Source organism: Microvirga yunnanensis (genome assembly GCF_025460875.1).
The window spans coordinates 11,685-31,558 of record NZ_JAMXFI010000054.1; the positions used below are offsets into that span (position 1 = coordinate 11,685).

General features: G+C 61.2%; 19 protein-coding genes and 1 pseudogene. 13 read left to right on the top strand and 7 right to left on the bottom strand.

Annotated elements, in window-relative coordinates:
* Positions 1-197: 197 nt before the first annotated feature.
* Positions 198-1,058 (top strand): annotated as a pseudogene (locus NF876_RS23715) (IS3 family transposase); the annotation flags it as partial.
* Positions 1,059-1,178: 120 nt separating this feature from the next.
* On the opposite strand, the gene NF876_RS23720 reads toward NF876_RS23715, so the two are convergent.
* The 4 genes from NF876_RS23720 to NF876_RS23735 all read right to left on the bottom strand — a co-directional run bounded on the left by NF876_RS23720 (position 1,179) and on the right by NF876_RS23735 (position 4,636).
* Positions 1,179-1,361 (bottom strand): hypothetical protein, encoded by a 183-nt coding sequence (locus tag NF876_RS23720; protein WP_210806422.1) that lies wholly within the window; start codon positions 1,359-1,361, stop codon positions 1,179-1,181.
* Between the two features lie 898 nt (positions 1,362-2,259).
* Positions 2,260-2,403, bottom strand: coding sequence for a hypothetical protein (locus NF876_RS23725; RefSeq protein ID WP_210806420.1), 144 nt, complete (start codon positions 2,401-2,403; stop codon positions 2,260-2,262).
* 511 nt (positions 2,404-2,914) lie between these two features.
* On the bottom strand, positions 2,915-3,124 hold the full coding sequence (locus NF876_RS23730; protein ID WP_262266473.1) for a sunset domain-containing protein: 210 nt from the start codon (positions 3,122-3,124) through the stop codon (positions 2,915-2,917).
* A 474-nt stretch (positions 3,125-3,598) separates the two neighbouring features.
* Positions 3,599-4,636 carry an IS110 family RNA-guided transposase gene (locus NF876_RS23735; RefSeq protein ID WP_262270956.1) on the bottom strand — a complete coding sequence of 346 codons (1,038 nt, stop codon included), beginning with the start codon at positions 4,634-4,636 and terminating at the stop codon, positions 3,599-3,601.
* A gap of 270 nt (positions 4,637-4,906) precedes the next feature.
* On the opposite strand from NF876_RS23735, the gene tnpA reads away from it, so the two are divergent.
* The 8 genes from tnpA (at position 4,907) to NF876_RS23775 (ending at position 13,529) form a co-directional block, all read left to right on the top strand.
* Positions 4,907-5,383 (top strand): IS66-like element accessory protein TnpA, encoded by a 477-nt coding sequence (tnpA, locus tag NF876_RS23740; protein WP_247654251.1) that lies wholly within the window; start codon positions 4,907-4,909, stop codon positions 5,381-5,383.
* Positions 5,380-5,733: an IS66 family insertion sequence element accessory protein TnpB gene (gene tnpB / locus NF876_RS23745; RefSeq protein ID WP_210806412.1), complete on the top strand. Its 354-nt coding sequence runs from the start codon at positions 5,380-5,382 to the stop codon at positions 5,731-5,733. The genes tnpA and tnpB overlap by 4 nt, the downstream gene beginning before the upstream one ends.
* Positions 5,734-5,795: 62 nt before the next feature.
* A complete protein-coding gene (gene tnpC / locus NF876_RS23750; RefSeq protein ID WP_210806410.1) occupies positions 5,796-7,358 on the top strand; it encodes an IS66 family transposase in 1,563 nt (520 codons plus the stop codon).
* A 152-nt stretch (positions 7,359-7,510) separates the two neighbouring features.
* Positions 7,511-8,176: an FABP family protein gene (locus NF876_RS23755; RefSeq protein WP_210806407.1), complete on the top strand. Its 666-nt coding sequence runs from the start codon at positions 7,511-7,513 to the stop codon at positions 8,174-8,176.
* A 175-nt stretch (positions 8,177-8,351) separates the two neighbouring features.
* Positions 8,352-8,963: a hypothetical protein gene (locus tag NF876_RS23760; RefSeq protein ID WP_210806405.1), complete on the top strand. Its 612-nt coding sequence runs from the start codon at positions 8,352-8,354 to the stop codon at positions 8,961-8,963.
* 233 nt (positions 8,964-9,196) lie between these two features.
* Positions 9,197-11,887, top strand: a complete 2,691-nt coding sequence (locus tag NF876_RS23765; RefSeq protein WP_262270957.1) for a DEAD/DEAH box helicase — start codon at positions 9,197-9,199, stop codon at positions 11,885-11,887.
* Between the two features lie 5 nt (positions 11,888-11,892).
* Positions 11,893-12,987, top strand: a complete 1,095-nt coding sequence (locus tag NF876_RS23770) for an SWIM zinc finger family protein (RefSeq protein ID WP_210806401.1) — start codon at positions 11,893-11,895, stop codon at positions 12,985-12,987.
* A gap of 104 nt (positions 12,988-13,091) precedes the next feature.
* Positions 13,092-13,529 carry a hypothetical protein gene (locus NF876_RS23775; protein WP_210806399.1) on the top strand — a complete coding sequence of 146 codons (438 nt, stop codon included), beginning with the start codon at positions 13,092-13,094 and terminating at the stop codon, positions 13,527-13,529.
* 722 nt (positions 13,530-14,251) lie between these two features.
* On the opposite strand, the gene NF876_RS23780 is transcribed toward NF876_RS23775, so the two are convergent.
* Entirely contained in the window at positions 14,252-15,136 is an 885-nt protein-coding gene (locus NF876_RS23780) for a LysR family transcriptional regulator ArgP (RefSeq protein ID WP_210806397.1), read from the bottom strand.
* A gap of 155 nt (positions 15,137-15,291) precedes the next feature.
* Between NF876_RS23780 and NF876_RS23785 the strand changes: the two genes are divergently transcribed.
* The 4 genes from NF876_RS23785 to NF876_RS23800 all read left to right on the top strand — a co-directional run bounded on the left by NF876_RS23785 (position 15,292) and on the right by NF876_RS23800 (position 19,075).
* Entirely contained in the window at positions 15,292-15,942 is a 651-nt protein-coding gene (locus tag NF876_RS23785) for a LysE family translocator (RefSeq protein WP_210806395.1), read from the top strand.
* 45 nt (positions 15,943-15,987) lie between these two features.
* Entirely contained in the window at positions 15,988-16,908 is a 921-nt protein-coding gene (locus NF876_RS23790) for a dihydrodipicolinate synthase family protein (protein ID WP_210806393.1), read from the top strand.
* A 126-nt stretch (positions 16,909-17,034) separates the two neighbouring features.
* Complete coding sequence (locus NF876_RS23795) at positions 17,035-17,670, top strand: recombinase family protein (RefSeq protein ID WP_210806391.1); 636 nt, start codon at positions 17,035-17,037, stop codon at positions 17,668-17,670.
* A gap of 1,090 nt (positions 17,671-18,760) precedes the next feature.
* A complete protein-coding gene (locus tag NF876_RS23800) occupies positions 18,761-19,075 on the top strand; it encodes a helix-turn-helix domain-containing protein (protein WP_210806389.1) in 315 nt (104 codons plus the stop codon).
* On the opposite strand, the gene NF876_RS23805 is transcribed toward NF876_RS23800, so the two are convergent.
* Positions 19,072-19,368 carry a hypothetical protein gene (locus tag NF876_RS23805; protein ID WP_210806387.1) on the bottom strand — a complete coding sequence of 99 codons (297 nt, stop codon included), beginning with the start codon at positions 19,366-19,368 and terminating at the stop codon, positions 19,072-19,074. The genes NF876_RS23800 and NF876_RS23805 overlap by 4 nt on opposite strands.
* Positions 19,368-19,778, bottom strand: coding sequence for a cyclin family protein (locus NF876_RS23810; RefSeq protein WP_210806385.1), 411 nt, complete (start codon positions 19,776-19,778; stop codon positions 19,368-19,370). The genes NF876_RS23805 and NF876_RS23810 overlap by 1 nt, the downstream gene beginning before the upstream one ends.
* Between the last annotated feature and the right edge of the window lie 96 nt (positions 19,779-19,874).

Below are 19,874 nucleotides of genomic sequence, written 5' to 3' on the forward strand. Positions count from 1 at the left end.
GTGTCTCAAAAACTGCGGGCGGTACAGGGTTATTTAGGGCCGACTAGTTACAATGCGGTCCGCCTGCGCCAACTGGCCCGCCGGAGCCAAGAATGCCCCGCAGACCCGCCGTTTGCTGGCCCTGGCGGTGATCTACGAGGACGGCTCGCGCACCCAAGCGGCTGAGATAGGCGGAGTTAGCTTGAAGATCGTGCGAGCTAAGCCCCGCCCGCCGGCACGCCTGTGTGGATCACGTGACGAGCAAGTTTGGCGTCTCAGAGCGTCTGGCCTGCCGGGTTCTGGGACAGCACCGCTCCACCCAGTGCAAGGGTCCCAATCAGCCCGAGGATGAGGCGGCTTTGAAGGCCGACATCATCGCACTGGCCACCCAGCACGGCCGTTACGGCTGCCGTCGGATCGCGGCTCTGCTGCGGGACGCCGGCTGGCTCGTGAACAAGAAGCGGGTCGAGCGGATCTGGCGGCGGGAGGGGCTCGAAGTGCCGCAAAAGCAACCGAAGAAAGGACGGCTCTGGCTCAACGACGGATCCTGCATCCGCTTGCGGCCCGAGTATCCTAATCATGTCTGGTCGTATGACTTTGTTGAGGATCGCACCCATGACGGGCGCAAGTTCCGCATGCTCAACATCATCGACGAATTCACGCGCGAGTGCCGGACCATCGGGGTGAACCGGAAGCTGAAAGCCGTCGATGTGATCGACGTGCTCTCGGACCTGTTCATCCTGCGCGGTGTTCCAGGCCATATTCGTTCCGACAACGGCAGCGAATTCGTCGCTAAAGCCGTGCGCGAGTGGATCACGGCTGTGGGCGCCAAGACAGCCTACATCGAGCCGGGCAGCCCGTGGGAGAACGGCTATTGCGAGAGCTTCAACTCCAAGCTCCGCGATGAACTGCTGAAAGGAGAGATCTTCTACACCTTGGAGGAGGCAAAGGTGGTGATCGAAAATTGGCGCCGGCATTACAACACGGTGCGCCCGCACTCATCCTCGGGCTACCGGCCGCCCGCACCAGAGATCTTGCTACCGGCTTCCAAGCTGGCGCCCAGACCAACGCTGAATTAACATCACATCCGGATCACCCACATGGGGCAGGCCAGGACCGATACACTCTTATCCTCGCTATAAGGTAAACCTGCGACAAGGGACGAGCCGTGAAAGCGCGACACATGGTGCGGTAGCACGTCATGCGGCTGGCTGGGCGACTGACCGGCGATACTGCACGATCTGCTGGTCCAGTCTGGCAATTGCCGTGCGAGCGAGACCTCTGAAGCGGTTTTGGGTCGCTTCTCCGGCCTCATTCCATGGGAGCGAGAATTCCACCTCGTAGAACGCTCGCGCGACGTGCTCGACTTGCTCTCGGGTCATGCAAGTCTCCTATGTTCACGAGGCAGTATATCCTATTTAGGAATACTCCTCCTTAGCCCCGACGAGCTACTCCGTTCGATAAGAGTTGGATCCATGGTGCCTTGATTATGCATGAACGATGCGGTCGGCCGGCGCTTAGCGAAAAAAAGAATGCGCCCCCCCGAAGGAGAGCGCTGAGTTACCGATACTATGGGGCAAACCTAGATCGGGGTATGGGGAACAGCCAAGCTAGAGGATGGTTCCGATACAAGGTGTCACGCTTTCGGAGGGTCGCATCGGCGACCCTTGCCGCCAAGCTTACCGACTCTATGTCGTGCCCTCCCAGGAGATGCGGCGCATCCCTTGGTTGTCAGATCGCCCTGCTGGCCTCAGGGCTGGCGGGGCTCTTTCATATGAAAAGTCTGATTGTCCTGCGAGCGCCGACGCTTCATAGCGTCCCAGGCGAGCACTAGAAGAGCAACCGCAAGTGTGAGGAGGCTCCCGCCAAACGGAGCTGCGAACAAGGCTAAATCTATCCCATACGGCCAAAGGAGAGCGATGGTAATCGCTCCACCGATGAATGCGCTCGATATAACCAAGATAACCATGTGATACCCCTTAGGGACTAACCCTTATGGGTATAGTTAGGTCACTAAAGCATCGGACCCAAAAGTGGACTTGCACTTTTGGGATCCATCCGATGCATTCTTCTTGAATGAGAGCATCGGTCAGAACGGAAAACCGGATCCACTTTTCCGTCCGATGCTCTAGCGTAGGATAATTAGCCTCAATCTCAATCCGGCATTCCTCGGACCAGGTGCTGACGGGTTGGCCGGTGAGCTCGGAGAGGACCAAGCTATAGGTGAGGGCGTCTTATCCCCGCAGTCCACAGAAACGGAAGCATCGCGGGAGTAGGGCATCAGAAGTTGATGCTGTCGAAAAATGACGAGAGGCTTTCGTAATTGAGGAGCCCCGACTGATGGAGTGCCCGAATAAGGTTTGCTGCACTGTTGATCAGGCGAGCAAGGGCGTTCAGGAAATCAACGTGCTTGGACGGCTTCATTTGTCATCCTGAAATGAAAAAAGCCGCCCCGAGGTGGAGCGGCTTTGCTGAAACGATAGTTTAGGGTCTAGATACTACAAACCCCGCACGTGGCGGGGCGAATCGATGCTCTCAAAACTTCGGCATCTATATATTGCGGTAGCCGATTTCTTAGGTTCCTGTCAAGCTCTACCTTCCTCCTCTGGAAGAGAGGCAGGAGCAGGGGGGCTCAAATCTGACGGGGTATGCCGCGCCGCAGATCGAGCGCCTCAACCGTCTCTTTCCGAATAGCAGTCAGAGTGGCTTCGACGGCCCCCCAGGTGCCCGGCAATATCTCCTCAACGGCTTGGATTGCCGCCGCCTGAGAGTCGACCCGAACCAGAAAGTAGGAAACGGCTGGGTGGCCGAGCTCAGTCGGGATCTCGACCTTGACTGAATAGCAAGGCACTCGGTTGTCTTGCATCGTTCCCCCACTGCTGGCGGGATCAATATCACTCTCGTGCTAGATCAGGAAGAGAAGCGGGGAGGGACGTCAGACCCCTGACTTACGCCACCCCGCCTGACGGGCTGCAATCTCAGAGCAGAACCATCGTTCGCCCTTGAGCCAGTTGATTCTCGTCTGCCAGTAATATTTCTGTCCGGGCACGTGATAGATCTTCTCGCCGGAGTTGAAGCTGATGTTGGCCTTTACGCTGCAACCGACAAGCGGCGGCCCGACCTCAAGGCCGACGAAGCCTGCCACAACGAAACCTCCGACCATCATTGTAACAAAGGAACGCAAACGCTTCCTTCGATTGCGGCGTGGGGGAGCCTTATACTGCGGCTGTTGCTTGTGGGGTGAAACTCTATTGCGGGAGGGTGGAGGCTCTGGCTGACGTCTGCCGAACTGGATTACGGTCACTCTTGAAGCCTCACGGCGGGCACTTCTCTATTCGGCGGTTTGAGGTCAAGCGCTTTTAGGCTGTTTTACCGCTCCGATGTCTGATGTCACTCGCGGGTCTTGCTTCTCTTCGGGATCAGCTCTCGGGCTCTCCCAGTATGGGATCAGAAGAACGAGGCAGCCCAATCTGTTGCGCGTTCTGATCGCGCCAGGCGCGACCGAGACAAGTGCCCACGCGAACTCACCTCATCCATCGTCCCGCGAGGGACGTCTCTCCACCGGCTGGCGGAACTCGTCGATCCTTCTGTTCTCGTGATAGGTTGTTGCGGTGAGTGATCAGGCGGCTGCCAAGACACTCTCCTTCGTCCAGCGGAACTCAGCGCCATCGCTCCAGAGGCGGTGCATGATCACCGCCAAGCGCCGCGCCAGAGCCACGATGGCCTTTTGCAGGCCGCGCCGGCGGGCCACGGTCATGGCCCAGGCCTTCAGCCAGGACCATTTCTGCACCCGGGTCAGCAGCACCTGGGCCGCCTCATAGAGCAGCGCTCGCATCATAGCGTCGCCGCACAGCGAGACACGTCCGATCCGGTTGCTCTCGCCGGACTGGTTGAGAACCGGCGTGAGCCCGAGAGCGGGGCCAACCGCCTTGGAATTCTTGAACCGCGCCGGAATGTCGATCGTGGCGCGAAAGGCGAGCGACACCACGGGACCGACACCGGGAATGGTCATCAAGCGCCGGCAGACGTCATCATCCCGGACGGTCGCCAACACTTTGCGGTGAAGAGTGGCAAAGCGCTCCCGCAAGCTCTGACGGGCTTCGAGCAGGCAGGCCATGATTTCAGCCAGTTCCGGCAGGTCGGCCACGAGCTCGCGGATCCGGTCCTCGAACCTGACCTTGCCAATGACCCCGACCTTGAGCCCAAAGTTGCGCAGCAGACCGCGGATGTCGTTCTCAATGGCAATGGCTTTCTCCTGCAACAACTTGCGTGCGGTCAGCAGGGCGCGCCGGTGCTGGCTCGCCAGCGTCTTCACATGGACGGATCGGAACAGGTTGACGCGCATCATCTGAGCAATGCCGCGAGCATCGTTGCGGTCGGTCTTGTTCACCTGCGCCTTCAGGAACGCCTTGGTGTGGCGTGTCTCGATGCAGATGACCGGCAATCCCGCCGCGGCCAGCCCGCTGTAGAGCCACTGCGACAGCGGACCGGCCTCGAGCCCGACCCGCTCGAGCCGCCAGGCTGGATCCCGGAGCACCTGAACCAAGTCGTCTGGATGGCTGGTCACCTTCAGTTCACGGCAGACCTTGCCCGTCTCGTCCAGAATGCACAAAGAAGTCTCTTTGACCGAGACATCGAGGCCGGCATAATGCTTCATGCTGCGCTTCTCCCACTGATGCTTGTGGCTGGTCCTACCCAGACCACGTTGTACCATCAGCCTGAAGCGCAGCACCTCGTGACAGTCCGGCGGGGTGTGGCGCAAAGCCGAATACCCCATCTGTTGCAGCAACTTGAAAGGGCATAACGAACGCCGTTGGGCGGGTCATTCGTAAGCGTGGCGTCATGGCCGCCTACCGAAGCAGCGATCAGGATGAGATAAGTGTCCACGAAGATTGAAGCGGACACTTAGGCGGCATGTATGTCAGAGATGGAGCCTCGCCGTCGACGCAGTTGGACAACGCAGGAGAAGTGGCGGCTTGTCGAGGAGGCCAGGCTCCCCGGAAACGCTGTCGCGGAGGTGGCTCGTCGACGCGGCGTCAACAACAATCAGCTTTTCGGTTGGATCCGGTCTGCCGAAGCAGGCAAGCTGGGTCCCCGTCCAGCTTCTCTGGTGCTGCTCCCGGAAGCTTCATCGCACAATGAGTTCATCCCGATTGGGGTCTTCGGGACGTGCGACGACGAAGGGCCCGCGATCACAATGCCGGCTCTTCGCCCGCCGGACGCCAATCCGGTGGAGAGTTCGGCACAACCAAAAGCCGAGAGGCCGACCCGAACGCCGATGCTGGAGGCGCGGCCTGGCGTGATTGAGATTGACCTGCCAAACGGTGCGCGTGTTCGGGTTGACGCCTTTGTCAACGAGCGGGCGCTGCGGCGGGTTCTTTCGGCCCTCGGGGCGAAGTCATGATCCAGATCGCTGCGGGAACGAAGGTGTATCTGGCCTGCCAGCCGGTCGACATGCGCCGTGGGTTCGACGGTCTGTCGGCGGAGGTCGTCAACAGGATGAACGCCGATCCCTATTCCGGCCATCTGTTCCTCTTCCGCGGGAAGCGAGGCGACTATTTGAAAGCTCTGTACTGGGATGGAACCGGGCTGTGCCTTTTTGCCAAGAGACTGGAACATGGCAAGTTCGTCTGGCCGTCGCTTGTCGATGGCGTGCTGCAAATGTCGGCGGCACAACTTGCTCTTCTCGTTGAAGGCATGGATTGGCGGCGCACGCTGATGCCCGAGCGTCCGCCAAAACCGACGATGGCCTGATAACATACTGTTTCTGCATCTAAAAACGTAGCTGTACCGGGTCACTTGTGCTAGAGAAACATATGTCTCTTGCTGCTCCCGATGTGCTGGCCGAACTGGAGGCGTTGCGCGCCTTGACCGCGCAGTTGCAGGCGGAGCTTTATGCCAAGAACCTCTATATCGAGAAGCTGAAGGCGCAGCTCGCGAGCCTGAAGCGCGCCCGCTTCGGCCGCTCCTCGGAGAAACTCGACCATCTCATCGAGCAATTGGAACTGGCGATTGCCGATCTAGAAGAGTGCGAGGCTCATGCTGACATCGAGAGGACGGCAGCGCGGCCCATTGCATCCTCACCATCGGCTGGCGCGACGGCAAAGTCGTCTCTGGGCCGCAAGCCCCTACCGGCTCATCTGCCGTGTGAGACAATCGTGCACAAGCCGGATTGCACCTGCCCGAATTGCGGCGGAAGCGTCTTCAGCACGATCGGCACGGATGAACGTGAGGTGCTGGAATATGTGCCGTCGCACTTCAAGCGGGTCGTCCACCTTCGTCCGAAGTTGAGCTGCCGCACCTGCGAGACGATTGTTCAGGCGCCGATGCCATCGCTGCCGATCGAGCGCGGTCGACCTGGTCCCAGCCTTCTCGCCCATGTCCTGGTCTCCAAGTATTGCGATCATCTTCCCCTGCATCGTCAGAGTGACATCTATGCGCGCGAAGGCGTCGATCTCGATCGCTCGACGCTGGCCGGCTGGGTCGGGGCGATGGCAGCGCTGCTTCAGGTCTTGAGTGACAGGATCGGAACCCATGCCCGTGCCGGCGAAACGGTGCATGCTGACGACACTCCTGTTCCGGTCCTCGATCCTGGCCGCGGCAAGACCAAGATCGGCAGGCTTTGGACGGTTGTGCGCGATGAACGTCCATGGGGATCGGCCGTGCCGCCCGCGGCGTTCTATGCCTATTCTGCGGATCGCAAAGGGGAGCGGGCCCAGCACCTGCTGTCGCCTTGCCGTGGCTTCTTGCATGCCGATGCCTATGCCGGCTTCGACAAGCTCTATGCTGGCCATCCACTCACCGGCGAGACGCGCCTGATCCAGGTAGCCTGTTGGTCCCACGCCCGCCGCGATCTGTACAACGAGTTCCTCCGCAATCGCTCGCCTTCGGCAGAACGGGCATTGGACCTGATCTCCGAGCTGTTTGCGGTTGAAGCTGGGATCAACGGCTTGGATCCAGAAACGCGGCTGGCTGTGCGCCTGACCAGGTCTGTTCCTCTTCTGGAGATCCTGAAGCGCCATCTCGACACGACGCTCGCCCGCATCAGCGGCAAAAGCGAGTTGGCCAAGGCGATCCGCTATATGACATCCCGCTGGAAGGCTCTCACGGTTTACACCACGGACGGGCGACTTGAGATGAGCAACAATGCCGCTGAGCGGGCCATCAGACCTTTGGCCCTGGGCCGGAAGAACTATCTCTTCAGCGGGTCCGATGCCGGAGGCGATCGCGCAGCGGTCATCTACACCATCGTCGAAACCTGCAAAATGAACGGCATCAACCCGCAAGCCTATCTCGCCGACGTCATCGAGCGCATCGCTGATCATCCAGTCAACAGGATCGATGAACTGCTTCCATGGAATTGGACGCCACGGTCTTAGTGTCCACTTGGCCATTGACGGACACTATCCTGTCCCAGCCAGCGGCCATCACACCACGCTTACTAATAAGTGCAAGTTCCTCATTCGTTCTACCTTAGCGTGTCAATGGGAACAGTTCTTGCGCTGGCCGCTGTAAACAGAAAGGTTCCGTCATGACGCCTTCACCTATGACTGCCCTCACAGACGTTTTCACCGAACCCAGCGACGTCGACCCGGAAACGCTCAACAATCTGGGTCCTCTGCGGCGGCTGGCTGGGCGCTGGCGCGCACGCAAGGGGGTCGACCTCAACCCGAAGGCGGACGGTCCGGAGCGGCGCGTGTTCATCGAGACCATCGACTTCCAGGCGATCGATCCGCAGACCAACGGGCCGCAGCTGCTCTACGGCCTGCGCTACCACATCCACATCACGACCGAGGAGGAGGACATCACCTTCCATGATCAGGTCGGCTATTGGCTCTGGGAGCCGGCGACCGGCCTCGTCATGCAGACCATCGCCATTCCCCGCGGGCAAGTCGCCATCGCGGCTGGCCAGACGACACCCGATTCCGACGAGATCGTCGTGACGGCGACCCGCGGGCAGACCGGATACGGCATCTGCTCGACAACCTTTCTGGAGCGGGCGTTCCGCACGGACACCTACAAGATCACGATTACCTTCCATCCGGACGGGAGCTGGAGCTATGTGACCGATACCGAACTGCTGGTGCATGGCCGGGACACACCTTTTGCTCATCAGGACCGAAACACGCTCCATCGGGTCGGTGAGGCGAGGCCCAATCCCCTGGCGTTGATTTTAGCCAAGCGGAAAGCAGGTTGAGCGGAATGGCGCGGGCGGGCGTCGCTCCGTAGCGAACCTTCTCTGCACAACGGTTCAAGCTTGCGCCCCAAATCTGCTCCGCTTACCTTGGTGTGTCCAGAGGACTTCGATCTTTGACCTGGCTGGGATTGATCTCCATTCTCCTTTTTGGCGCTCGCTTGGAACGGGTTTGACGATGAGACGACCCACACGCCGGGAGATCGCCGCACAGGACCGCCAGATGCTGATCCGCCAGGCACAGTTTCGCCTGGCCGCTGATGCCGTGACTGCAGCACTCTCCGGGGTTCCAGAGGTCGCGGCGGTGGCGTTGATCGGCTCGATCGCCCGGCCGCTGTGGCGGGAGGTGCCGCGCTTTCAGCCGTTCCGAGACTGGGACGTTCCAGTCTGGCACGAATGCAAGGATGTCGACTTAGCAGTATGGCTCGATCGCCTGGACCGGCTCCAGACGCTCAACCGGGCCCGCAGCATGGCCCTCCACCAGCTGTTCAAGGAAAAGCAGATCGGGGTGGCTCACCATCAGGTCGAGATCTTCATTCTACAAGGAGAGGCGGACGCCTATCAAGGCCGGCTCTGCCCCTTCTCGCGGTGTCCGAAGGGCAAGCGGGAATGCCTGGTCCCGGGCTGCGGGCGGGAACCGTTCCTGCAGCAGCACGCCGGCTTTACGTTCTGGCCGGACGCGCTGGCACCAGCTAGCATCATGCACCTGTATGATCGGCGGCGCGGCATCCTGCGATGTGCCTCCGAGGTATCGGCCCAGGGACAGGACGACCATGTCGCGACAGCATGACGCCTCGTGTGACGAGTATCGGAATCTGTGCAGCATCCCTGTGAGCTATGGTGCTATGCCCCTTTCATTGGTGCCGATCTGGCGGAATGGCAGCGATCCGGGCCGGATCGGCGCCATTCCGCCCGACAAATTCGCGTGCTCCTCGTGACGGCTCTCAGCCGTGTTCAGTGGGTCTTGCGGCTCTGTAAAACGGATAGTGCGGATTGAAACACTTGGAAGCGCCTTCAGCCACAATGCCCCGGGTGCAGTTGCGTCTCACCCCGCGCGGGCACCTCTGGCTGGAGGAGGCAGTCGACGCGCCCACCCTGGATGACAAAGTCGCGGCACGGCTGGCCGAGGCGTTTGGCCGTGGCACCGGATATGGGCTATTGCAACTCGGAGCGGGAGAAATCGGTCAGTCCTTGCCCCCCGCCTTCATCTGGTGGCGCGATTTCGCCGCACGCTATGTTGAGGCAGTCTGTCTTCATGGCGCGGGTGGGGGCGGAGAGACGCCGTCCGCCGTTGCCCCGCTGGCCGAGAACGAACTCGCCACACTCGTGCTGACCGCCCCGATGATGCCGGGGGCGGAATACCTGACCGTCAACATCCTGCGTGGGCTGTGGGACGATCTGTCCACCGCATTCGCCGGGCTGTTCACAGCATCCGGGACTGAACTGCAAGGTTTTCTCAAAACGCTGAACCCGGCCTGGAATCTGATCGGCCGTGTCCACTTCAATCTGGCGGAGAACCGCCGCGACCCGGAATGGCCCTTTGCCTTCCTGGCCACCTACACCACGCGTCTGTCGTCCCAGGCGAGGGCCCAGCATGTGCCGCTCGGCCAGGCGTTGCACGAATACGCCGGCGCCGCCAATCGAGACAGGCTGCTGTCGCTCTTGATGCCGGTGCAGCGGGCGGCGGAGCGCGTCAGTTGGCTCAAGGCCATGATCGATGCCGGAGAAATCTTTCATCCTCTCCGCTGGAGTCCCGCCGAGGCCGCACGGCTCCTGAACAGCGTGCCCGACCTGGAAAGCGCCGGTGTGATCGTGCGCCTGCCGGCTCAGTGGCGCGCGGGCCGCCCGTCACGCCCGCAGGTCACCGCCACAGTTGGCGCCCGTCCGCCCTCCGGGACAGGGCTTGACGCCCTGCTCGACTTCCACATGGACGTGACCCTGGAGGGTGAGCCGCTCACGGCTAAGGAAATGGCCGCCTTGCTCGCCGGGACCGAGACGCTGGCGCTGCTGCGGGGCCAATGGGTGGAAGTCGATCGTCCGCGTCTGGAACGCGCGATGCGCCGCTTCAAGGAGGTGCAGGATCTCGCCGAGCAGGAGGGGCTCACCTTTGCCGAGGCCATGCGCCTGCTGGCCGGCACTGAGGCCACCGGGGACGACGAGCCCGCCGCGGTTGCCGACTGGTCTCACGTCACGGCCGGAACGTGGCTGACCCAGACGCTGAAGGCGCTGCGCAACCCCGACGGTGCCGGGGTTGATCCTGGCCCGGCCCTGAAGGGACGCTTGCGCCCGTACCAGAAGGCCGGTGTCGAATGGCTTCACCTCCTGAGCGGACTTGGCCTGGGTGCCTGTCTGGCCGATGACATGGGTCTGGGCAAGACCATCCAGGTTTTGGCGCTGCTGCTGATCCAGAAGCGGAAGGGAGCCGCGCGCAAGCCGAGCCTGTTGGTGGCGCCGGCATCGCTGCTGGCCAACTGGGCGGCGGAGATCGAGCGCTTCGCCCCTGGGCTGAACGCGAAGATCGTGCATCCCTCGGCGGTATCGGCCGAAGACCTCAATCAGATGACGGGGGAGGTATTGTCGGGCCTGGATCTGGTGATCACGAGCTATGGCTCGCTGCTGCGCCTGCCGGTGCTGGGCGAAACGTCCTGGCGCTTCGTGGTGCTGGACGAGGCGCAGGCGATCAAGAACCCCAATGCCAAGCAGACCCGGGCGGCCAAGGCCCTGCAGGCGGGAGCCCGCATCGCGCTGACCGGAACGCCGGTGGAAAACCACCTCGGCGACCTGTGGTCGATCTTCGACTTCATCAACCCCGGCCTGTTGGGGAGCGCGAAGGAGTTCGGCCGCACCACCAAGGCCCTGGCCGAGCGGCCGCACAACCCGTACGGCCCGCTGCGTGATCTGGTCCGGCCCTACATCCTGCGCCGGATGAAGACTGACAGAACCATCATTGCCGACCTGCCGGACAAGGCGGAGGTCAAGGCGCTGTGCCCGTTAAGCCGCAAGCAAGCTGCGCTCTATGCCGAGACGGTGACGGATCTGACCAACGCCTTGCAGGATGCCGACGGGATCCGGCGCAAGGGCATCGTGCTGGCGACGCTGATGCGGCTGAAGCAGATCTGCAATCATCCCTCGCAGTGGCTGAACGATGGCAAGTGGGCCGAGGCGGACAGCGGCAAGTGGGCCCGCCTGCGCGAGATTGCCGAGGTGGTCGCTGCCCGCCAGGAGAAGATGCTGGTCTTCACCCAGTTCCGCGAGATGACGGCGCCGCTGGCCGCGTACTTGAGTGGGATCTTCGGCCAGAGTGGGTTGGTTCTGCATGGCGACACCCCGGTCAAGAACCGTCGGGCACTGGTTCAGACCTTCCAGGAGGACGAGACCGTGCCGTTCTTCGTTCTGTCCCTAAAGGCAGGAGGCTCAGGGCTGACGCTGACCGCGGCGTCTCACGTGGTCCACTTCGACCGGTGGTGGAACCCGGCGGTGGAGAACCAGGCCACCGACCGCGCCTTCCGGATCGGCCAGAAGAACAACGTCCTGGTCCACAAATTCGTCTGCCAGGGTACAGTGGAGGAAAAGATCGATGCCCTCATCGAGGCGAAGAAGGGGCTGTCGGACGATCTGTTGGCTGGTGGCGACGAGATCAATCTGACCGAGATGAAGGATGAGGATCTGCTGCGGATGGTGGCTCTTGATCTGAGGTCGGTCATGGCGGAGTAGGGCGGATGGCCCCTTGGTTCGATGGAGCATGGCCCTCCTACGTTCCGGTTGCGGAGCGCCGGAAGCAAGCCGCGCGCGAGGTGGAAAAGCTGCGCAAGAAAGGGCACCCGGTCGCTCCTGTCGTCCTGGAGGGACGCACCATCGCCCGGACCTTCTGGGGCAAGGCGTGGTGCGACAACCTGGAGAGTTATCAGGATTTCGACAATCGCCTGCCGCGCGGCCGCAGCTATGTTCGTAACGGTGCGGTGATCGACCTTCAGATCTCTGCGCTGGAGATCAAGGCGCTGGTCAGTGGATCGTCAATCTACAGGGTTACGGTTAGCATCACGGCGTTGGCGCCGACGCTGTGGCGGTCGATCTGCACGGATTGTGCCGGCGGCATCGACTCCCTGGTCGAGCTGCTGCAAGGCCGGTTCTCCACGGGCGTGATGGAGCGGCTCTGCCGCCAGGACCGAGGCCTGTTCCCCAGGCCGTCGGACATCCGGTTCTCGTGCACCTGCCCGGACGGAGCCTTGATGTGCAAGCACGTCGCCGCGGTGCTGTATGGCGTCGGGGCCCGGCTCGATGAGGCTCCTGAGCTTCTGTTCCAATTGCGTGCAGTCGACGAGAAGGATCTGGTGGCCAACCTTGAGACGGCGCTGCCACTCTCCAATCGGCCGCCCGATCCTGGGAAGATCCTGGAGACGGACGATATCTCGGCCTTGTTTGGCTTAGACCTGGCGGAGGCCGGAGACGCAATCCCAAGTCTTGGTGCTACGCCAGCCGCACCCGAGCCGGGGGCCCGAACTGGCCAGAAGCGGACCGGCACAAAGGCAGTGGGACACATGGCAGTTGTTCGACCCCATCCGGCACCCGCTGCTCCAACAGCCAACACGCATGCCGCACCGCCGTCAGGGCAGAGCCGTAAAACCAGCAAGGCCCGAAAGGCGCCCCATTCTGCTGAGCCGATCGCGCAAACTCGGCCTCTCGACGATTCCCCGATCCGAAAGGCGTCCGGACGAACCCGAGATCCCAAGGCCGGGAAAGGCAAGGGGCCGCGGACAGTCCCGAAGCCCGAGATAGAACTGACCCCGGACGGGTTCGTGAAGTGGTGGAAATGACCTTCCAACCCACGGGAAGCAGGGGGGCTTGGATGCCTCTGAGCACGGTGTGACGAACTCCCTCCAAGCTTGGATCAGAGCGGCGGAATGCCCATATAAAGTCCATGTCGCACAAGGGATCTTCGCCTCGCACCCTCGATCTGTTCGAGGTCACACTCACCGTACCAACACCTCGGTCCGAACCGGCTGCTGCTCCGGCCAAGCCGCTGGCGCTGGCCAGCTTGTCGGATGCTCAGCTGGCCCAGCAACTCGTCCAGCTTCTGGAGGAGGTGCAGCGCCGGATGGAGAAGGGCAGGGGGAGCCGGCCGGAATTGGAGGTGGCGGTCAGAAATGCCAGCGTATTCCTTGAGCGCTACAATTCGCACCCATCAAAACAACGGCGCAAGTCCACGCGCCCTGGCAAGACCTCATCCACATTACAGGAGGGGCAACGCAAGGCAGTGCGGGCTGCCCTTCTGGCAGGGGTGGCGCCGGCACAAGTTGCGAAGCACTTTGGCCTGCCGCGGGCTGCGGTCCGAAAGGTGCTTGAAGAGACTCCGTAGGCTCCTGGGTCGCATTTGAGCATCCGTCCCCCAGCCTCAGCGAGACCCTCGGACTTTTAATCAGAGGGTCCTGGGTTCGGGTCCCAGCGCGCTCACCATATATCCCAGAGGCTTAGATCCCATGTGGCCCGCCGGCAGGTCGCACGCACAGCTTTCAGTAATCACATGGTAAGCACGAACAACAGTTTCGGCGCGCGACGTTCCGACTATAGCTCTCTCGGGCCCTGCTATAGGGAGCTGCGGAGTAACGCTCAGGCTGGTTTTGCGAGCTCCAGATCAATAATTCAGCCTTCCCATAGCGGGAGTAGGTAATCTGGGCAGGCGACTCATAGCTGTGTCAGCCATGGATTCCGCCCCTGGGCACCACTTCTTCTCAATAAATTCGACACTTCAAATAGATAGCAGGTTCGATCCCCACGAAAATCGGAGATCGAGAGTTTATCGTGGGGACTAGCCACTCGCGCTTGTTCAGCTTGGAGATGGGATCGTCCTGTTCAGGGGGCGGGGAGAAAAAGCGTCAATCTCGACATCCTGAGAACGTGAGTTATCGTCTGTGTCGACTGCCCGCTCTGCTCTCCCCTTAGGGGAAAATATCGGCTGGCGCGGCTCGCGGCGGAATATGGGGCTGACATCAGGTTATGTGACCTGATCGACAGGATCGCTGCGGAGGGGTAGGTACGCTGCGCTTTAGATGATCGACGAAGCCTCCCGTCGCGCCTGGATCAGCCCGGCACCAGCATTCTCTTGGCCTCGTGCACGACAGCCTGGGTCACATGGCAGAGCACGGTGCTCACGATGCGGCTCTGCTGCCAGAACAACGGGACATCCAACGGCTGGTCAGGCTGGAGCGCAACCAGCCTACCGGCGCGAAGGTGGTCGATCACAAGCGGCTCCGGGTTCATGCCCCAGCCGATCCCAGCCAAGGCCGCATCCACAAAGGCTTGGGACGAGGGGAGCCAGTGCAGTGGGGGATGAACATCGACTCCAAGCACCTGACGTAACCATTCGGCTTGAAGCCGATCCTTTTGATTGAAGATCAGGCACGGAGCGCGGGCAGCCGCAAGTTCGCTGAAGCCGTCGGCAAACCACCGGGCGCAATACTCTGGGTTTGCAGTCGCAACATAGCGCAGGGCTCCCAGAGGATGGCAGTCGCAGCCCTGGATCGGGGTGCTGTGCCCCGTCACGCCAGCCACGACCTCGCCGCGCCGCAGCCAGTCCGCACTGTGGTCCTCATCATCCAGTACCAAGTCGAACAGGTATCCGTCCGTCTTCGCCATGGCTGAGATGAACCAAGTCGCGAGACTATCGGCATTAACGGCAATCCGCAGGGTCACAGGTCGGCTCTCGGCCTGAAGGCCCGGAAGGCTCCCGCGCAAAGAGCCTTCGAGCAGCGCAACCTGCTCCACGTGCTGGCACAGGCGCTGGCCGACCTCTGTTGCCGTGCAGGGCTGGCCTCGGACCACAAGCACAACCCCAAGCCGCTCCTCCAGCAGCTTGATCCTTTGGGAGATGGCCGAGGGCGTGACGTTGAGGTGCTGCGCCGCCCGCTCAAAGCTGCCGGTTCGGATGACAGCAGCGAGAGTGGCGAGTTGGGCATAATCAAGCATGGATTAGAGAGTCTAATGCTGGCTGACAAAATTTAAGTGTTCTAATCCTGGCGCTTGGACTAGCTCATGTCCACCCTCTATCGGGATTCGGCATGTCCTCCCTGCCGTTACGGGCTTCATGCCGAGCCTGAGCCTCTGACACGCCAGGAAGCCCTATGCCAGACATCACCCAACTCGCCTTGTTCTCCGCCGCAGCCTTTGTACTCGCCATCACGCCCGGTCCAGGCATCTTCTACGTCGCTGCCCGCACTCTCTCCGGTGGTCGTGCGGAAGGGGTGGCCTCCAGCTTCGGCACCGGATTGGGCGGCATGGTCCACGTACTCGCGGGCAGCTTAGGTATATCCGCCATCGTACTAACGAGCGCAGAGTTGTTTACTGCCCTGAAGTTGCTGGGCGCTGCTTACCTAGTTTGGATTGGTCTGCGAACCTTTCACGCCGCCCGCCGGGATGCGTTGGTGGCCTTGGCGGGCGGGACTGCGGCACCGCCCGTTGGCGCACGCCGGGCGTTTCGTGAAGGGGTGCTGGTCGAGGCGTTGAACCCGAAGACAGCGGCCTTCTTCCTGGCCTTCGTGCCACAGTTCGTGGACCCTGCCGCTGGCAGCGTGGCCCTGCAATTTGCTGTCCTCGGCTCTGTCTCCGTTACTCTCAATACCCTCGCTGATGTCGTGGTGGCCTTCGCGGCGAGTGGCATCCGTACAGGTGCGGCGGCACGTCCCGGTTTGATCCGCCGCCTGCGGGAAGGTTCGGGAGCCGCTATGATCGCGCTTGGCGTCGGCCTCGCTCTGGCAGGACGCCCTTCAACCTGATTACTGAATTTTGCAGGACCGCGCCTGCATTTGGGATCGCACGTGATGACCAAACACAAAGCATCGAAGCTGTTCAGCGGCCTGTCGGCTTTTCCTTTGACCCCGACTGATGCAGCGGGGCATCTGCAAGCTGACGTGCTGTGCCGCTTCCTTGAAAACATCCAGGCGGCAGGGGCAGACTCTATAGGCTTGCTCGGCAGCACCGGTGGATATGCCTACCTGAGACGCGAGGAACGCCAGCGTGTCGTGCGAGTGGCGGTGGAATGCGTCGGCGGCAAGACGCCGATTATCGTGGGCGTGGGCGCGCTTCGAACCGACGAGGCCCAAACGCTTGCCCACGATGCCAAAACAGCAGGGGCCGATGGCTTGTTGCTGGCCCCTATGTCCTACACTCCTCTTACCGAGGAGGAGGTCTTTCAACTCTTTGCGGCGGTGGCCGAGGCAGGTGGACTGCCTTTGTGCATCTACAACAATCCGAGCACTACAAAATTCACCTTCAGCGATGACCTGATTGCCCGTTTGGCGAAGCTCCCGAACGTGACAGCGGTGAAAATGCCGCTTCCTGCGAATGGAGATTTTACTGGTGAGATGGAGCGGCTGCGGGCGATGACCCCAGAAAGCTTCGCCATTGGTTATAGCGGCGATTGGGGCGCAGCCGACGCCCTGCTGGCTGGCTGTGATGCGTGGTACAGCGTGGTTGCGGGCCTTCTGCCTTCTCCGGCATTGGCCCTCACACGCGCGGCACAAGCGGGTGATCATTCGGAGGCGATGCGTATCAACGATGCATTTCAGCCGCTTTGGCAGTTGTTCAGGACGTTTGGCAGCATCCGCGTGATGTATGTGATGGCAGACCTTCTTGGTCTGGCCAGGATTGAGCCGCCGCGCCCAATCCTGCCATTATCCCAGGAGGCCCACAGTAGCGTGGAGAAGGCTTTGCAAAAAGCAAAGGGCAGCTTCATTCCATAAATAGGGCCTCCGCGAAATCTGGTTCAAAATGAGCATGCCCTTTCAAAACCATCTCTGAACTGGTTCGCAAAATACCGATTGACTATTTTAAGTGAACCATCCTAAGTGAACTGACGGTGATCCGAGATGTTCGTCCGAGCCTACCTTCGCGCTTCCACCAACGAGCAGGACGCCACTCGCGCCAGGCAACAGCTTGAGGCGTTCGCCGCGGAGCACGACCTGCACATTGCGTCCTACTACGTCGAGAACGAGAGCGGCGCGAAGCTGGCCCGCCCTGAGCTCTTCCGGCTCCTCTCGGATGCACGCCCAGGCGATATCCTGCTGATCGAGCAGGTCGATCGGCTGTCGCGCCTCACTGCGGCCGATTGGGAGAAGCTGAAGGCCGAACTCGCCGCCCATCGTGTCCGGGTCGTGGCATTGGACCTCCCCACCTCGTGGATGATGGCCAACGCCAAGGCCGATGACTTCACCGTCCGTATGTTCGACGCCATCAACGGCATGATGCTCGACATGCTGGCCGCTGTCGCCCGTAAGGACTACGAAGATCGCCGGCGGCGACAAGAGCAAGGCCAGGCACGAGCCAAGGCGGAAGGCCTCTACAAGGGCCGGAAAGAGGATAAGGCCCGCAACGATGGTATTGCCGCGATGCTCAAGGCAGGCTCGTCATGGTCGCAGATCCAGGCGGCCACCGGATGCAGCCGCGCCACCATCCTCAAGATCGTGAACCGTGCCAAGGCTGGCGCGACTGGGATCGCAGGCTAGGAGATACACCGATGCTCTGGCTTATCTCGATCGGCATTGTCGTTGTGCTGTTTGCAATCATCCCTCTGATCGTCGGCCGGTCTGCCGAATGGCTGTATAAGAAGCTGTCTGGGCAGTAGCTCCCTTTCGCAGGAGGACAGTGACGATGGTCGAGAACTTCTCTCCTGTGATCTTTCTCTATGGCATGGCGATCGTGTTGGCCGTGGGCAAGGTCTTCACCATGACGATCTGGAGAATACTCCCGAAGCCACGGCCGCCCCTAAGAGAAGAGGTGCTCGAAGCGTGGACGCGTCGTAGAGCGCAGACTGCGGCTCACGAACAGGTGCACTCAAGCGCAGGCGGATCCTTGAGCGACTCTCACGACGCCGAGGAAGCACCGCACCAGGCCGCATCAGGCCCTGAGCAGACGCCAGTAGCACAACCAGCGTCCAACTCGCCTACTGGCAGATAAAGGGCGCCAGAACGGCGCCCATATGGCCGATCGTCAGGCAGCCCCTCTTTGTCCAGCAGGTAAGGCGGCAGTCTCAGCAAGCCGCGCCGCGGCGACGGTGCGGAGTCGCCCCCACCGAGAGTGCATGGCAATCGCCTGTGCCTCGTCGCGAAACTCTTGCAATTCCTGTTGCGATAAGTCGCCCTGGCGGCGGAGCATATTGAGACGCGAAGACTCCGCCCAAAACAGGCTGAGCTCGCTGCGCATCATGCGCGAGCGTTCTGTGGTCATTGCTGTAGCTTTCATTGCGCCGTGTTTCAGACGGCGGTTTCTGGTCCGGGGCTGAAACACCGGCTACAGCGTCGGCCTTTGCATCTTTAGGCTTTCAGCTTGCGCCTACTGCCTTGGACATGCATGCAAAGACCCCGGACCCGAAGAAAGTCGCAGACGACAGATGCAGCGGAAAGTGTTTCCGTCCCGTTAATAAGAAGTACTCACAAATCACATTTGCCGTCAACGAGCCTGACTTAATCTTTTTTACGCCGCGCTCTGTATGTCTTTACTTACGACAACATCATACATAGCCATACAAATATCAACTTCAGGCCCTTTTGGACCATATCTATTGTTTATTGAACGTGTGCCTGCTTAATGTCAGCCATGAATGGCGCGCCTAAGCTCCTGACTGAACCAGAAGTCGCAGAGATCCTACGCTGCTCGACCCGCACCGTCGCGCGCATGCGCGAGGCTGGAAAGCTGCCCTACATCCCTGGACGGCCGGTCCTGATCGATGAGGCCGATTTGCTGGCCTACATCGCGAGCAGAAAGCGGACGATCAATCCGCAGGGGCCGAAGCCCGAGCCAGGCGCACCTGAGTATGAAGAATGGATCAACCAGAGAGGCAACGAGCTCGCGCGTAAGATGTGGATGAAGAGCAAGCTGAAAGCTGTGGTGAAGAGCCTTAGGTCGGGTTAGTCGAACAGGTCATCTTTGCCGCTGGCGCTGCCCTGAGATCCTCGCAGCAGCTTCGCCACTCTTGCCTCAAGCTCCTGGCCGGAGAGCTCGTGAAGCTCCTTTTCGTCTGCCGTCTCCTGCTTCTCGAAGAACCCGCCTGCCCGGAGCAGCGAGTTCACTGCCGAGGCCTTGGCCGCTGATGTCGCGTGGGGATCGTCACAGATCTTCATCGCGGTTTGGTAGGCCTTGAGGCCGCCTGTAGTCTGAAGCTCTCGGATAAGCTCCTCTCGGATTTGACGCTCGCTCTTTGCCATTAGCCGAATATCCCGTCGGTTAGGTTGGTGGTCGCTGTGTCTTGTGCAGCCTTGAGTTGCTGCGCCTGATGCCGAAGGGTTTCGATGACTGCAGCCAGGGCTTGCGCCTCCGCGGTCTGGGGCGCCGGCCGGTCCATTTCTGCAAGCCGCTCCCGCGCCTCTCTGGCCTGCGCCCGCTTGGCGCGCTCTGTGGCTCGCGGGCCGGGTCTGTGCGTCTTCCGCCAATCCTCGTAGCGCTTGCGCTCGTCGAGCGTCATTGCATCGAGGCGCTTGGCCCGCTTCTTTGCGGCCCGCTCGATGTCCTTCAGCTTCCGCTGGGTCTTCGTCGCTGTGGCCCCGGGCTGCGGCTTATGCCAGTCCTTACCCTTCGGCGTGCGACCGCCGTGAAGATAGCAGCGACCGTTGCCCATCGCGATTTGCTGACAGAGCCCGCCATCGGTTCTCCGGACCGCCTCGCACTTCGGCAACGTATGACGCGTGGCGTTATAAGCACGGATGGCCACGCG